This window comes from Streptomyces sp. NPDC041970 (assembly GCF_055588985.1).
In genome coordinates, this window is the sequence record NZ_JBVJCD010000021.1 from 1 (window position 1) to 15761 (window position 15761).

A 15761-nucleotide genomic window follows, 5' to 3' on the forward strand; every position below is an offset into this window, starting at 1 on the left:
TTGCCCACCCCCACCCGCGGCGCGCCCCCGTGCGTCCTCGGAACCGCCGAGCGGGGGCGGGGGGGGCGGGTAGGGGCGTACGGGCCCTCCCCCCCCCCCCCCCCCACGGTCCGGCCGCTGCCACGCTGACGGGGTCAGCGGCCGCGGTTCAGCCGGCTGTGCGAGCGGCCGTACGCGAAGTAGACGGCCACCCCGAGCAGCATCCAGGCGCCGAACCGCACCCAGGTCTCCACCGGCAGATTGAGCATCAGCCAGACCGACGCGGCCACCGAGGCGATCGGGAGCAGCGGCACCCACGGGGTGCGGAAGGCGCGGGGCAGGTCGGGGCGGGTCCGGCGCAGGACGAGCACGCCGAGGGCCACGACGACGAACGCGAAGAGCGTGCCGATGTTCACCAGCGTCGCCAGCTCGTCGATGCTGGTGAACCCGGCGATGACCGCGATCAGGACGCCGAGCAGGATGGTCGGGCGGTACGGGGTGCCGAAGCGCGGGTGCGTCCGGGAGAAGAAGCGCGGGAGCAGGCCGTCCCGGCTCATCGCGAAGAAGACGCGGGTCTGGCCGAGCAGCAGGATCATGCAGACCGTCGTGAGGCCGACCGCGGCGCCGAAGCTGATCACCCCGGCGTAGAAGGGGTGCCCGGTGGCCTTGAAGGCGTCGGCGAGCGGGGCGCTGACGGAGAGTTCGGTGTAGTGCCGCATACCGGTGACCACGACCGAGACCGCCACGTAGAGCACCGTGCAGATGACCAGCGAGCCCAGGATGCCGCGCGGCATGTCCCGCTGCGGGAACGTGGTCTCCTCGGCGGCCGTGGCCACCACGTCGAAGCCGATGAAGGCGAAGAAGACGATGGAGGCGGCCGTGAAGATGCCCATCACGCCGAAGTTGGTGGGCTCGTACCCGAAGACCAGTTGCACCAGCGGCGCGTCCCAGCCCGATCCGGCGGGCTGCTTCTCCGCGTCGGGGATGAAGGGCCGGTAGTTCTCGGCCTCGACGAGGAACAGGCCCGCGATGATCACGACGAGCACCACGCCGACCTTGACGGCGACCACGACCGTGGTGACGCGGGCGGAGAGCTTCATGCCGACGACCAGGACGGCGGTCAGGACCAGCACCAGCACGAAGGCGAGGAGGTCGAAGCCGAAGCCGTCCGCGACGTCCGGGCCGGAGAGCGCGTCGGGCATCGACCCGTGCACGTTGTCCATCAGGGAGCGGACGTAGCCGGACCAGCCGACCGCGACCACCGCCGTGCCCAGGGCGAACTCCAGCACCAGGTCCCAGCCGATGATCCAGGCCACCAGCTCGCCCAGGGAGGCGTAGGAGAAGGTGTACGCGGAACCGGCGACCGGGACGGTGGAGGCGAACTCGGCGTAGCAGAGGGCGGCCAGCGCGCACACGACGCCCGCGGCCACGAACGCGATGGCGGTGGCCGGGCCCGCCGTCTCCTTGGCGACCTTGCCGGTGAGGACGAAGATGCCGGTGCCGATGACGACGCCGACGCCGAAGACCGTCAGGTCGAGGGCGGAGAGGGACTTCCTGAGCGCGTGTTCCGGCTCCTCGGTGTCGCGGATCGACTGCTCGACCGTCTTGGTGCGGAACATGCCGTTTCCGCGGGGCGGTGTGTCCTGCTGCGCGCTCACCTGCGTACCTCCACGCACTCGTCGTGGGGGCCATGATTCGACCCATGGGAGGCGGGAACGCGCCATCTGGCTCGTTTCATGCGAATGGGCCGGGAGAACCACCCGTACAGGGGCGGCCCTCCCGGCCCGTCGGCCGGGGCGCGTCAGTCGCGGGCGGGCTCCACCGCGCGGCTCTCGAACCGGCCGTCGAGCTTGGCGACCAGGCCGGTGACCTGTCGGGCGATGTCCGGGGCGGTCAGTCCGATCTCGGCCATGACCTCGCCCCGCGAGGCGTGGTCGAGGAAGACGGGCGGGATGCCGAAGTCCCGCAGCGGCACGTCGACGCCGGCGTCGCGCAGCGCCTGGGCGACGGCGGAGCCGACGCCCCCGGCGCGGCTGTTGTCCTCGACCGTGACGACGACGCGGTGGTGCTCGGCGAGGGGCGCGAGCGCGTCGTCGACGGGCTTGACCCAGCGGGGGTCGACGACGGTGGTGGAGATGCCCTGGGCGTCCAGCAGGTCCGCGATCTCCAGGCACATCGGGGCGAGCGCGCCGACCGAGACCAGCAGGACGTCGGGGCGGGACGCCTTCTTCGGCTCGCGCAGGACGTCCATGCCGCCGACCCTGCCGACCGCCTTGACCGCCGGGCCGACCGCGCCCTTGGAGAAGCGGACCACGGTGGGGGCGTCGTCCACGGCGACGGCCTCGCGCAACTGGGCGCGGACCTGGTCGGCGTCGCGCGGGGCGGCGATCCGGAGCGTCGGCACGCACTGGAGGATCGACATGTCCCACATGCCGTTGTGCGACGCGCCGTCCGTGCCGGTGACGCCGGCCCGGTCCAGGACGAAGGTGACGCCGCACCCGTGCAGGGCGACGTCCATCAGGACCTGGTCGAAGGCGCGGTTGAGGAAGGTGGCGTAGACCGCGAAGACCGGGTGGAGGCCGCCGGTGGCCAGGCCCGCCGCGGAGACCGCGCCGTGCTGCTCGGCGATGCCGACGTCGTAGATCCGGTCGGGGAAGGCCGCCTCGAACTTGCCGAGGCCGACCGGCTGGAGCATGGCCGCGGTGATGGCCACGATGTCCTCGCGCTCGTGGCCGAGCTTGACCATCTCCTCGCCGAAGACGGAGGTCCAGTCGAGGCCGGAGGTGGAGATCGGCAGGCCGGTGTCCGGGTGGATCTTGCCCACGGCGTGGAAGCGGTCGGCCTCGTCCTGGAGGGCCGGGGTGTAGCCGCGGCCCTTCTCGGTGAGGCAGTGCACGATGACCGGGCCGCCGAAGCGCTTGGCGCGCTGGAGCGCGGACTCCAGGGCCTCGATGTCGTGGCCGTCGATCGGGCCGACGTACTTCAGGCCGAGGTCCTCGAACATGCCCTGCGGGGCGATGAAGTCCTTCAGCCCCTTCTTGGCGCCGTGCAGCGTATCGTACAGCGGGCGGCCGACGACGGGGGTGCGCTCCAGGAACTCCTTGCCGCGCGCCAGGAACCGCTCGTAGCCGTCGGTGGTGCGGAGCGTGGCGAGGTGGTTGGCGAGGCCGCCGATGGTCGGGGCGTACGAGCGCTCGTTGTCGTTGACCACGATGACCAGCGGGCGGTCCTTGGCGGCGGCGATGTTGTTCAGCGCCTCCCAGGCCATGCCGCCGGTGAGCGCGCCGTCCCCGATGACCGCGACGACGTGGTCGTCCTTGGCCAGGACCTCGTTCGCCTTGGCCAGGCCGTCGGCCCAGCCGAGGACGGTGGAGGCGTGGGAGTTCTCGATCACGTCGTGCTCGGACTCCGCGCGCGAGGGGTAGCCGGAGAGGCCGCCCTTGCTCTTGAGCCGGGAGAAGTCCTGGCGGCCGGTGAGCAGCTTGTGCACGTAGCTCTGGTGGCCGGTGTCCCAGAGCACCTTGTCACGGGGCGACTCGAAGACCCGGTGCAGGGCGATGGTGAGCTCGACGACGCCCAGGTTGGGGCCGAGGTGCCCGCCGGTCTTGGAGACCGCGTCCACGAGGAAGGCGCGGATCTCCTCCGCGAGCTGCTCCAGCTCACCGAGGCTGAGCCGGTCCAGGTCGCGCGGTCCCTTGATGCGGGTCAGCAGATCCACCCGTGCCTCCTTGCGTTTGAGCTGATCGAGCGTGCCGATCCGATGAGTCTAATGTTCTGCCCGCGCACGCGGGCACGGGCGGCCCGCTTCACCGGCGGGGCACGGCACGCGCGCGGGCGCCCGGCGCCCCTTGCGGGGGGCCGGGCGCCCGCGGGACGGCGGTCAGGCGCGGCCCGCGGTCTTCTGGGTCTTACGGGTGACCGAGTCGATCACGACGGTGGCGAGGAGCACGCCGCCGGTGATCATGTACTGGATCGGGGTGGCGATCCCCTCCAGGGACAGTCCGTACTGGATGGAGACGATCACCATGACGCCGAGCAGCGCGTTCCAGGTGCGGCCGCGGCCGCCGAAGAGGCTCGTGCCGCCGATGACGGCCGCCGCGATGACGTTCATCAGCAGGTCGCCGGTGCCGGAGCCCTGGTTGGCCGCCGCGATCTTGGAGGCCCAGAACAGGCCGCCGATCGCCGCGAAGGTGCCCGCGATGGAGAACACGGAGATCCGGATCGCGGTCACGTTGATCCCGGCGCGCCGGGACGCCTCGACGCTGCCGCCGAGGGCGAAGATCTTCCGCCCGTACGCCGTCCGGCGCAGCAGGAAGTCCGTGCCGACCAGGACGAGCAGGAAGAGGACCAGGGCGAGCGGCAGGCCGCGGTACTGGTTGAACATGTACGCGGCGGCGAAGGCGAACACCGCGAGGGCGGCGGTGCGCACCGCGATGTCGGCGATCGGGCGGGCCGGGATGCCGGCGGCCTCGCGGCGGCGGGTGTCCAGGAAGGCCGCCGCGAAGTACCCGGCGACCGCGACGGCGGCGAGGCCGTAGGCGGCGGCGACATCGGTGAAGTAGTACGTGGTGAGGCTGCCGACCACCCCGTCGCCGTCCAGGTTGATGGTGCCGGTGTCGCCGAGCAACTGGAGCATGAAGCCGAGCCAGAACAGCAGCCCGGCCAGGGTCACGGCGAAGGCGGGCGCGCCGATCCGGGCGAAGAAGAAGCCGTGGACCGCGCCGATCACCGCGCCGCTGACGACGGCGACGAGGATCGCCAGCCACTCGTTCAGGCCCTGGGTGACGCTGAGCACCGCGACGAGGGCGCCGGAGACGCCGCTGACCGAGCCGACCGAGAGGTCGATCTCGCCGAGCAGCAGGACGAAGATGATGCCGACGGCCATCATGCCGGTGGCGACCATCGTGGTGGCGATGTCGCTGATGTTCTTCGCGGAGAGGAACTCGGAGTTCATGCTCTGGAAGACGATCGCGATGATCGCGAGGCCGACGACGACCGGGATCGATCCGAGGTCGCCGGCGCTGATCCTGCGCCGGAACTCGGTGACGTAGCCGGCGAGGCCCTGTTCGCGGACGAGCAGGCGGGGGTCGACGACGGTGGCGGCGCCGCTCGCCGCGTCCGGGTTCACGACCTGGCCGTCCAGCGGGGCCGTGGTCTTCTCGGTGGTCACGGGGAAACCTCCGCGTTGCGCGCCGCACGGCGGGTCACGGCGTTGTCCGTGGCGCCCGTGATGGCGGAGATGATCTCTTCCTGGGAGGTGGTCCGCACGTCGAAGACGCCGTTGTTCCGGCCCAGCCGGAGTACGGCGACCTTGTCCGCGACGGCCTTCACGTCGGCCATGTTGTGGCTGATGAGGATGACGGCGTGGCCGCGTTCGCGCAGCCGCTCGACGAGGTCGAGGACCTGGGCGGTCTGCTCGACGCCGAGGGCGGCGGTCGGCTCGTCGAGGATGACGAGCTTGGGCTCGCCGAGCATGGAGCGGGCGATGGCCACGGTCTGGCGCTGGCCGCCGGAGAGCGAGGCGATCGGGATGCGGACGCTCGGGATGCGGATGGAGAGCGTGGACAGCAGCTCGCGGGAGCGGCGCTCCATCTCCACCTCGTCCAGGATGCCGAACCTGCGCAGCTCCCGGCCGAGGTAGAGGTTGCCGACGACGTCGATGTTGTCGCAGAGCGCCAGGTCCTGGTAGACGGTGGCGACGCCGAGGTGCTGGGCGTCCTGCGGTTTGTCGACGCGCACGGCGCGGCCCTCCCACTCGATGACTCCGTCATCGATGGGGTGCACTCCGGCGATCGTCTTGACCAGCGTTGATTTGCCGGCGCCGTTGTCGCCGACCAGGGCGACCACCTCGCCGGCGTGGACCTCGAGCTCTACATCGGTGAGTACCTGTACGGCACCGAAGCGCTTGGAGACCCCGCGCAACGCCAACACGGGCGTAGCGGACACGTGAACCATCTCCTTCGCCGCCTGACCGGCGGGATGCCGCGCGCAGGGGGGCGGCGCGGCGGTCGAGCAGAAGAAAAGCAGGAAGAGGGGAAGCGTTCCGACCGGCGCCCCGCCCGGTAGCGGGACAGTCGGTGGGCGGGGCGCCGGACGGGCTTCACGGCGCACGCGGGCCGGGGTGCGGCCGACGCGTGCGCGGGCGGTGGGGCCGCAGGGGCCCTCGCGACGCGGGGCGCGGCGGGCGTACGGCGGTCGGGGGCGGCCGCGCGGGGGCGGCGGGCCGTCCCCGCGGCTACTTCAGACCGATCTTGTCGCAGGCGGCCTTGTACTTGGCCGTGCAGATCTCGCCGACCGTGTAGATGCCGTCCTTGACGACGGTGTCCTTGATGTTGGCCTGGGTCAGCGAGACGACCGGGACGAGGACCGTCGGGATGCCCTTCAGCGTGGCGTTGTCGACCTTGGAGGTGGCGATGGAGTCGAGCTTCTCGCCCTTGGCGAGGGCGACGGCCATCTCCGCGGCGACGACGCCCTCCTGCGGGTAGGACTTGTAGACGCTCATGAACTGCTCGCCGCTGACGATGCGCTGCACGCCCGCCAGCTCGGCGTCCTGACCGGTGACCGGGGGGAGCTTCGGCAGGCCGGCGGCCTTCAGGGCGGTGATGATGCCGCCCGCCATGCCGTCGTTGGCGGAGTAGACGCCGTCGATCTCGTCCTTGCCGAGCGCGGTGATCGCCGCTTCCATGTTGGCGTTGGCGTTCTCCGGCTTCCACTCCTTGGTGTCGTACTCCTTGCCGTACTTCACCTTGCCGTCCAGGACGGACTTCGCGCCCTTCTTGAACAGGGCGGCGTTGGGGTCGGTGATCGCGCCGTTCATCATCACGATCGTGGAGTCGGCGGCCCCGTCGCCCAGGGCCTCCAGCAGGGCCGTGCCCTGGACCCGGCCGACCTCTTCGTTGTCGAAGGAGGTGTACGCGTCGATGGGGCCCTCGGCGAGGCGGTCGAAGGCGACGACCGGGATGCCCGCGGCCTTGGCCTTCTTGACGCCGTTCTCGACGGCCTTGGCGTCCACCGCGTCCACGATGAGCGCGTCGACCTTGTTGGTGATCATGGTGTCGATCTGCTGCGACTGGAGCGTCGCGTCCTGCTTGGCGTTGGCGTAGACGACCTTGCCCTTGCCGCCGGTGAGTTCGCTGATCTTCTTCTCGATGATCGGCCTGTCGAACTTCTCGTACCGGGCGGTCTGGCTCTCGGGGAGGAGCAGCCCTATCGACAGGTCGTCGCCCTTCTTCTCCGGGCTCTTCTCGGCCTTCTCGCCCGCCTCCTTGGCGGACCCGCAAGCCGCCAGCGAGACCGCCATCGTGGTGGCGGCGACGGCGACGGCGGCACGACGCATACGCGTGTTCATTCTCGAACCTCCCTGACGAGGCCGCGACGTTGCGGCCGAGGTGGCTGGAAGTCAACTCGGCTGCAGCTTCAGCGTCAAGGAGTAAATTCTTAACGAGATGACAACGGTGCCATTCGTTATCTAAGTGAAGGCAGGGGTCCCTGCAGGCGAACGTCCCTCCAAAAGGGTCGAATCCCCCATCTCGCTGAGCACCAGGGCGAGCGCCCCCAGCACTTCGGCACGGCCGCCGAGTGCGCCGGGGAGCACCGAGAGCTGCCGGGCGGCGCTGGGGATCGCGTAGCGCGCCACGGAGTCCCGTATCGGCCCGAGGACCAGCTCCCCGGCCTCCGCGAGGGAGCCGCCCAGCACGACCCGGCTGGGGTTGAGCAGGTTGCAGAGGTTGGCCACTCCGCTGCCTATGTGCCGGCCCACGTCGCCGATCACCCGGCGGCAGCCCGGATCGCCCTCGCGGGCCAACTGGACCACCCGCTCCATGGTGAGCCCCGGCCCGTGGCTGGGCCGCAGCAGCGGCAGGACGTACCGGGCGGCGGTGAAGGTCTCCAGGCAGCCGCGGTTGCCGCAGCGGCAGACCGGGCCCGACTCGTCGAGCGTGATGTGCCCGATCTCGCCGGCGGTGCCGCCGGGGCCCCGGTAGATGGTCCCGTCGATCACCAGGCCGGCCCCGACGCCGCTGGCGACCTTGATGTACGCGAGGTCCTTGACGCCCCGGCCGCTCCCCCACACCAGCTCGCCCAGGGCCCCGAGGTTGGCGTCGTTGTCGACGTGGACCGGCACGCCGAGCCGGCCGGAGAGCTCCTCGCCGGGGTTGATGCCCGTCCAGCCCGGCAGGATCGAGGTGGAGCCGAGCGTGCCGGATTCGACGTCGATGGGCCCCGGCACGCCGAGGCCGACGCCGATCACCTTGTCCGGCGCGATGCCGGTGGCCTCGATCAGCCGGTTGACCAGCGTCTCGGCCCGCCCGAAGCCCTCGGCGGACGAGGCGTCGACGTCCAGCGGCTCGGCCTCCTCGGCGAGCACCTGGTGGGCGAGGTTGCCGACGGCGACGCGCAGGTGCGTATGGCCGAAGTCGACGCCGACGACGATGCCGGCGTCACCGCTGAGCGAGACGCTGCGGGCCCGGCGGCCCCCCGCCGACGTGGGGGTCACCTCGACCGTCCCGCCGTCCTTCAACTCCCGGACGATATTGGAGACCGTGGCGGCGGAGAGCCCGGTGCTCCGGGCGATCTCCGCCTGGGTGAGCGAGCCCGCCATCCGTACGGCGCGCACGACCCGCTCCAGATTGGCCCTGTGCAGAGACGTCTGCGATCCGGGAGTCTCCATCGACCCATCCACTCCTGCCCTCGGCGGGCGGCCCCGAGAGGACCGCCCCGGACCGGGGCCGCAGCATTGGGACCCCGGCTTCCTCCAACATGTGAACTCCAAGCTGACCGTTCGGGGGTGGTTCCCGTCAAGACCTGAGCGGGCCGGGGCTCGCTCGGGAGCGGTCCGGAACGGCGTGGCGCCCCGGCGGACCGCTTCCGCCGGGGCGTTACGCCGTCCGAGGGCCGTCGAGCGGACGGTCCGCCCGGCCCGCCGGTCTTCAACCCTCGGCGGTCCCCGTCCCGCGTGCCGCCCACCGGAGCGGCGGCACGAGCCAGGGGGTCCCGCCGGCGGGCGGTCACCGGTGCGTGAAGTGTTTGATGGACTGGTCCTTGGCGGTGGCGTCGGCGAAGCGCTGGATCCTCCTGATCGTCTCGGCGGGGGTGGCGCGGCCGGCCATCATCTCGCCGAGCCCGGCGACGCCGATCCGCTCCTCGTGGAGCTTCGCGTACCAGTCCGGCAGACGGGGGTTGACCACGTGCGCGCCGGCCCTCTCCAGAGCGGCGAGGCCCGACTCCAGGCCGTCCGGCAGCTCGACGCCGCCGGTGGCGACGGTGACGGCGGAAAGCGAGCCGGTGCGGGTGGTGAAGGAGCGGGCGGCGGCCTCCCCGAGCATGACGCGCAGGTACTCCATGCCTCCCTCGAGGTTCTTCGCCCCGCTCGGGACGCCGAACGGCTCGCGGCCGGAGGCCCAGAGCGTGCCGAAGGGCAGCGCGTCGGAGGAGTCGAGGCCGGAGGGGGCGCCCACGGCCGGCCTGAAGTCCCGCGGGAGGACGGCCCTCTCCTCCTTCTCGACCCAGGAGCCGTTCGGGAGGAACAGCGCCTCGCCGCGGGCCCACGCGCCCTGCGCGCCGCGGCGGCCGAGGCGGGGTGCGCTCTCCAGGACGTAGCCCTTGGCGTACAGCTCGTGGTACGCCTCGAAGGCCGCCGCGACGGCGGGATGCTCCCAGGCCCTCGGCTCCAGGTCGTCGATCGCGTCGAGGACCCGCGGCCCGCCGATCTTGGCGATGAAGGGGTACAGCGAGAACGCCAAGCAGTGGGGGCGCCGGCCGGGGTAGGCCCAGCCGGCGACGCCGCGCCTCTTCGCCTTCGCGCAGAGCGCGAGCATCTCGTCCCAGGTCTCCGGATACGTGGCGTCGAGCCTGTCCAGCGCGGTGCGGGAGTACCAGACGCCGTGGACGGCGTACGCGCAGTACAGGGCCCGGACCGGCTCGCCGTCGTACCGGCCCATCGCGACGACGCCGGGCCGCAGGGTGTCGCGGACCCTCCTGGCCGGATCGTCGACGGAGGGGGCGTCGAGCAGCGGGGTGAGGTCGGCGAGCTGCCTCTTGGCGGCCAGAAGGCCCAGGTCCATGGGCTGGGGGCCGGAGTTGTGGACCAGGTCCGGCGGGGTGCCGGCGTCGAAGCGCGGCTGGAGGGCCGACCGCACCCCGCGGGTGGTGGAGGACTCGACCTTCGCCTCGGGGTAGGCCTTCTCGTAGACCGCCTCGGCGTCCTTCGCGTACCCGGCGCCGAGGACGCCGTCGCAGAGGACGATCTCCAACGGCCTGCCGCCGTCGACGCCCAGGGGGTTCGCTTCGGTCTTCTCGATCCTCTCGGCCTTGTCGTCGCCGCCGCCACCGCTCGCGCAGGCGGACAGGAAGCCCGCCGCCGGGACGGCGGTCAGGCCGAGTGCGGCGGAGCGCCTGATCAGGTCGCGGCGGCCGAGGCTCCCCTGGTCGTGGGCGGGGGGAGATCCCATGCTCAAGTCCTCGCTTCTCCGGGGCTCTGGCGGTGCGCCGGACACCCCGTCACGTACTCGCCTCGGCGAAGGGCCCCGCCACCGCGGTCGGTTGCGTTCAGGTGCGCCGAGGCGGCCGCGCGGGTGGACCGGCCGGGTCGTCGCCGCGGGCGCCGGAGGACCGTACAGCGAGGGCCCTTTCGCCGCCTCCGCGCCTCTTTCCGTTCCGCTCGCGTACACGCCCGTGTGGGCCGGGTGTGCTGACGCCGACAGATATAGCCCTGTTCGCGCCGCGTTGGCAAAAGCGGCGCACGTTCGGGTGACCCGTCCCCCCGCGTCGGGAGCGATCCGGGGCCGCGGCGCCCCCCTCCGGGCGGTGGGGCTATCTCCCCGTTACGACCGATTCGCCGCCGCGCTCCGCGCCAACGCCCTTGACACGTCCTGACACTTGGCTCCCTACTGGTCCTTGCGTCCCGTCCTGACAACGTTGTCGATGTACCTTTCCGGGGAGGAACGGCTCGGTATGCAGCCACCACGCGGTTTTCCACACGGCTTCCACGAAGCCCCCGACACGCGCCCGGTCCCGCGCCGGCGGCGCACCCCCGCGGCAGCGGCCATCGCCGCGTCCCTGGCCCTGGCGGTGATCGCCCCCGCGGTCGCCGCCGCGGAGCCGTCCGGGCCGGAGCGGAAGCCGTCCGGCGAGCGGACGTTCGCCACCTCGTTCGAGGCGGACGAGAGGCAGCCGGACTGGCGCGACACCGCGGAGGTGGGGCCGGACGGCGCGAAGCGCGCCCACGGCGTCGACGGCCGGTTCTCCTCCGGCATTCCGGGCAACGTCACCGACCGCGTGACCGAGGTCCGCGCGAGCGCGGAGAACACCGCGGGCGGCGAGGTCAAGGAGAACCTGACCGACGCCGAACCGAGCTCGAAGTGGCTGGCGTTCGCGTCCACCGGCTGGGTCGAGTTCGACCTGGACGCGCCGGTCGAGGTGAAGGCGTACGCGCTCACCTCGGCCAACGACCACGCCGAGCGCGATCCGCGGGACTGGACGCTCAAGGGGTCGGCGGACGGCGAGGAGTGGACCGTCCTCGACACCCGGAAGGGCGAGACGTTCGCCAGGCGGCACCAGACCAGGACGTACGACATCGCCTCCGGGGCCGCCTACCGGCACTACCGGCTGGAGATCACGGGGAACAACGGCGCGGCCGGCCTGCTCCAGCTCGCGGACGTCCAGTTCTCGGACGGCGACACCTCCGCACCCGCCCCCGAGGAGATGAACAGCCGTCCCGACCGCGGCCCCTCCGGCTCCCCCACCGCCAAGGCGGGCGCGGGATTCACCGGGAAGAGGGCGCTGCGGTACGCGGGCACGCACACGCCGGGGGGACGCGCCTACGCGTACAACAAGGTCTTCGACGTCGACACGGCCGTCACCCGGCACACCGAGCTGTCCTACCTGGTGTACCCGCAGATGGGCGAGACGGACCTGAACTACCCGGCCACGCACGTCGCGGTGGACCTCGCCTTCACCGACGGCACCTACCTCAGCGAGCTGGGGGCCGTCGACAGCCACGGCGGGCCGCTGACCCCGCGGGGCCAGGCGGAGGCCAAGCGCCTCTACGTCAACCAGTGGAACAGGGTCGCCGCCCGCCTGGGCACGGTGGCGGCGGGCAAGACCGTCGACCGCGTTCTGGTGGCGTACGACTCCCCGAAGGGCCCGGCGAAGTTCCAGGGCTGGATCGACGACATCACGATCGCCCCGAAGGCCCCCGAGAAGCGCAGGGCGCACCTGTCGGACCACGCGCTCACCACCCGCGGCACCAACTCCAGCGGCGGCTTCTCACGCGGCAACAACATCCCGGCCACCGCCGTCCCGCACGGCTTCAACTTCTGGACGCCGGTCACCAACGCGGCCACCACGAGCTGGCTGTACGACTACGCCCGCGGCAACAACGCCGACAACCGCCCCACGCTCCAGGCGTTCGCCGCCAGCCACCAGCCGAGCCCCTGGATGGGCGACCGCCAGACCTTCCAGGTGATGCCCTCGGCGGCCGAGGGGACCCCGGACGCGGCCCGCACGGCGCGGGCGCTGCCCTTCCGCCACGAGAACGAGACCGCGAAGCCGCACTACTACGGCGTCACGTTCGACAACGGGCTCCGGGCCGAGATGACGCCCACCGACCACGCGGCGCGGATGCGGTTCACCTATCCGGGCGAGGACGCGAGCCTGGTCTTCGACAACGTGTCGAACGACGGCGGCCTGACCCTGGACCCGCGCACCCGCTCCTTCTCCGGCTACACGGACGTCAGGAGCGGCCTGTCCACCGGCGCGACCCGCATGTTCGTCCACGGCGTCCTCGACGCGCCGGTCACCGGCAGCGGGAAGCTGAAGGGCGGCGGGGGCGACGACGTCACCGGCTTCCTCCGCTTCGACGCGGGCCGCGACCGCACGGTCAACCTGCGGCTGGCCACCTCGCTGATCAGCCTGGAGCAGGCGAAGCGGAACCTGGCCATGGAGATCCCGGAGTCCGCCTCGTTCGAGGAGGTCCGGCGCAAGGCGCAGCGCGCCTGGGACGGCGTCCTCGGCACGATCGAGGTGGAGGGCGCGAGCGCCGACCAGTTGACGACCCTGTACTCCAGCCTCTACCGGCTCTACCTGTACCCCAACTCCGGCCACGAGCGCGTGAACGGCCGGAACCGGTACGCCAGCCCCTTCGTCGAGCCGGTCGGCGAGAACACCCCGACGCGGACGGGCGCCAAGATCGTCGACGGCGAGGTGTACGTCAACAACGGCTTCTGGGACACCTACCGCACGACGTGGCCCGCCTACTCCTTCTTCTCCCCGAGGAAGGCGGGCGAGCTGGTGGACGGCTTCGTCCAGCACTACAAGGACGGCGGCTGGACCTCGCGCTGGTCCTCCCCCGGCTACGCGGACCTGATGACCGGCACCAGCACGGACGTGGCGTTCGCGGACGCGTACGTCAAGGGCGTGGAGTTCGACGCGGAGGCGGCGTACGAGGCGGCGGTGAAGAACGCCACGGTGGCCCCGCCGTCCTCGGGCGTCGGCCGCAAGGGCATGGCCACGTCCGTCTTCACCGGCTACGCGGACACCGCGACCCACGAGGGCCTGTCCTGGTCGCTGGAGGGCTACGTCAACGACTACGGCATCGCGCGGATGGGCCAGGAGCTGTACCGGAAGACGAAGAAGGCCCGCTACCGGGAGGAGTCGGCCTACTTCCTCAACCGCGCGCAGAACTACGTCAAGCTCTTCGACGCCGAGGCCGGCTTCTTCCAGGGCAGGAGGCCGAACGGCGACTGGCGGCTCCCCTCCGCCCAGTACGACCCGCGCGTCTGGGGCTACGACTACACCGAGACCAACGGCTGGGGCTACGCCTTCACCGCCCCGCAGGACAGCCGGGGCCTGGCCAATCTGTACGGCGGCCGCAAGGCGCTCGGCAGGAAGCTCGACACCTACTTCGCCACGCCGGAGACGGCCGGCCCGGAGTTCGTCGGCAGCTACGGCGGGGTCATCCACGAGATGACCGAGGCGCGCGACGTGCGGATGGGCCAGTACGGGCACAGCAACCAGGTCGCCCACCACGCCGCGTACATGTACAACGCCGCCTCGCAGCCGTACCGGACGCAGGAGAAGGTCCGCGAGGTGCTGGGCCGGCTGTACACCGGCAGCGAGATCGGGCAGGGCTACCACGGCGACGAGGACAACGGCGAGCAGTCGGCCTGGTTCCTCTTCTCCGCGCTCGGCTTCTACCCGCTGGTCATGGGCAGCGGTGAGTACGCGATCGGCTCGCCCCTGTTCACCAAGGCGACCGTCCGTCTGGACAACGGCCGCAAGCTGGTCGTCAGGGCCCCGAGGAACAGCGCGGAGAACGTCTACGTGCAGGGCGTGAGGGTCAACGGCGAGAAGTGGACCTCCACCGCGCTCCCCCACGACGTGCTGGCCCGCGGCGGCGTCCTGGAGTTCGCCATGGGCCCGAAGCCGTCCGCGTGGGGCACGGGCGAGGACGCGGCCCCGGTCTCCGTCCAGCGGGACGACCGGGTCCCGGCGCCCCGGAGCGATGTGCTCACGGGCGGCGGCGCGCTCTTCGACGACACCTCGGCCACCTCGGCGGCGGTCACGTCGGTGGAGCTGCCCGTCGCGTCGGCCACGAAGGCGCTCCAGTACACGCTGACCTCGGCGGCGGCGGACCGGGCCCCGGTCGGCTGGGTGCTCCAGGGCTCCTCGGACGGCGAGGAGTGGCGGGACCTGGACCGCCGCTCCGGGCAGACCTTCGCCTGGGACCGGCAGACGCGGGCGTTCTCGGTGGGCAGGCCCGGCGCGTACGCGAAGTACCGCCTGGTGCTGACCGGTCCGGCGACGCTCGCGGAGGTGGAGCTGCTGTCCTGACGCACCGGCCCGCACCGGCGGCCGGCGTCCCCTCGGGGGCGCCGGCCGCCTGCGTCTCACCCGGCCCGGAGGCGTTCGGGCAGGGCGAGGTTGAGGGCGGTGACGACCGGTCGGCCGTGTTCGGCGCCGAGCCGGGAGACGGCGCCGGTGGAGAGCTGGAAGAGGCGTCCCTCGGCGGGGGTGAGGCCGAGGTGGCGGGCGATCAGGACGCGCAGGAAGTGCGAGTGCGCGACGAGGGCCACGTCCGCGTCCCCGATGCGCTCGGCGGCCGACCGCACGCCCGCCAGCACCGTGTCGGCCCGCGCCCCGACCTGCTCCGGGCTCTCTCCGGGGTGCTCGTCGTCGCCCGGCGGGACGCCGTCGGTCCACAGGTTCCACAGGGGCCGGGTGCGCTGGATCTCCCGCGTCGTGACGCCCTCGTAGCCGCCGTAGTCCCACTCGTGCAGCTCGGGCGTGATCCGGGGCTCGGCGAGTCCGGCCAGCTCGGCGGTGCGGCGGGCGCGCAGGAGGGGGCTGACGAGGGTGAGCCCGATGTGCCGGTCGGCGAGCAGCGGGACCAGGGCGCGGGCCTGGCGTTCGCCGACGTCGGTGAGGGGGAGGTCGGTGTGGCTCGTGTGCTGTCCGGAGCGGGACCACGCGGTCTCGCCGTGCCGGATGAGGATCAGCTCGCCCATGGTGGTCCGTTCACTCTCCGTACGGGGTGTGCGTCTCGGTGCGGGTGGGGCGCGCCCGGTGCGGGTGGGCGCCCGGTGCGGTGGGCCCCGCCCCCACGATCGCAGTCGCGGGCGCCGGGGCGCCGGATGGTCCGCGGGGGGGCGTCGGGGGCGGGGGACGCGGAAGGGCCGCGCTCCGGGTCGTCCCCGGAGCGCGGCCCCACGCCCTGCTGCCCCCCCACCCCCCCCCTCTGGAGCCGAGCGCGGGGAAGATACCTCCAGACGCCGCCCGTTTTGTGC

General features: G+C 72.2%; 9 protein-coding genes. 1 reads left to right on the forward strand and 8 read right to left on the reverse strand.

Translation table 11 applies throughout. The features are described from left to right. Positions 1-134: 134 nt before the first annotated feature. The 7 genes from ACZ6EJ_RS13275 to ngcE form a co-directional block, all read right to left on the reverse strand. Entirely contained in the window at positions 135-1598 is a 1464-nt protein-coding gene (locus tag ACZ6EJ_RS13275) for an amino acid permease (RefSeq protein ID WP_469267021.1), read from the reverse strand. Positions 1599-1780: 182 nt separating this feature from the next. Continuing rightward, complete coding sequence (dxs, locus tag ACZ6EJ_RS13280; protein ID WP_469266923.1) at positions 1781-3697, reverse strand: 1-deoxy-D-xylulose-5-phosphate synthase; 1917 nt, start codon at positions 3695-3697, stop codon at positions 1781-1783. Positions 3698-3859: 162 nt separating this feature from the next. Further along, positions 3860-5149: a sugar ABC transporter permease gene (locus ACZ6EJ_RS13285; protein ID WP_469266924.1), complete on the reverse strand. Its 1290-nt coding sequence runs from the start codon at positions 5147-5149 to the stop codon at positions 3860-3862. Then, positions 5146-5934 carry an ATP-binding cassette domain-containing protein gene (locus tag ACZ6EJ_RS13290; RefSeq protein ID WP_469266925.1) on the reverse strand — a complete coding sequence of 263 codons (789 nt, stop codon included), beginning with the start codon at positions 5932-5934 and terminating at the stop codon, positions 5146-5148. The genes ACZ6EJ_RS13285 and ACZ6EJ_RS13290 overlap by 4 nt, the downstream gene beginning before the upstream one ends. A 280-nt stretch (positions 5935-6214) precedes the next feature. After that, on the reverse strand, positions 6215-7327 hold the full coding sequence (locus ACZ6EJ_RS13295) for a sugar ABC transporter substrate-binding protein (protein ID WP_469266926.1): 1113 nt from the start codon (positions 7325-7327) through the stop codon (positions 6215-6217). Between the two features lie 120 nt (positions 7328-7447). Continuing rightward, positions 7448-8647 (reverse strand): ROK family transcriptional regulator, encoded by a 1200-nt coding sequence (locus tag ACZ6EJ_RS13300; RefSeq protein ID WP_469266927.1) that lies wholly within the window; start codon positions 8645-8647, stop codon positions 7448-7450. A gap of 337 nt (positions 8648-8984) precedes the next feature. Further along, complete coding sequence (ngcE, locus tag ACZ6EJ_RS13305) at positions 8985-10427, reverse strand: N-acetylglucosamine/diacetylchitobiose ABC transporter substrate-binding protein (RefSeq protein ID WP_469266928.1); 1443 nt, start codon at positions 10425-10427, stop codon at positions 8985-8987. Positions 10428-10929: 502 nt separating this feature from the next. Here ngcE and ACZ6EJ_RS13310 point away from each other — a divergent pair. Then, a complete protein-coding gene (locus ACZ6EJ_RS13310; RefSeq protein WP_469266929.1) occupies positions 10930-14808 on the forward strand; it encodes a GH92 family glycosyl hydrolase in 3879 nt (1292 codons plus the stop codon). 56 nt (positions 14809-14864) lie between these two features. Here ACZ6EJ_RS13310 and ACZ6EJ_RS13315 read toward each other — a convergent pair whose 3' ends face one another. Continuing rightward, complete coding sequence (locus ACZ6EJ_RS13315) at positions 14865-15482, reverse strand: histidine phosphatase family protein (RefSeq protein WP_469266930.1); 618 nt, start codon at positions 15480-15482, stop codon at positions 14865-14867. Between the last annotated feature and the right edge of the window lie 279 nt (positions 15483-15761).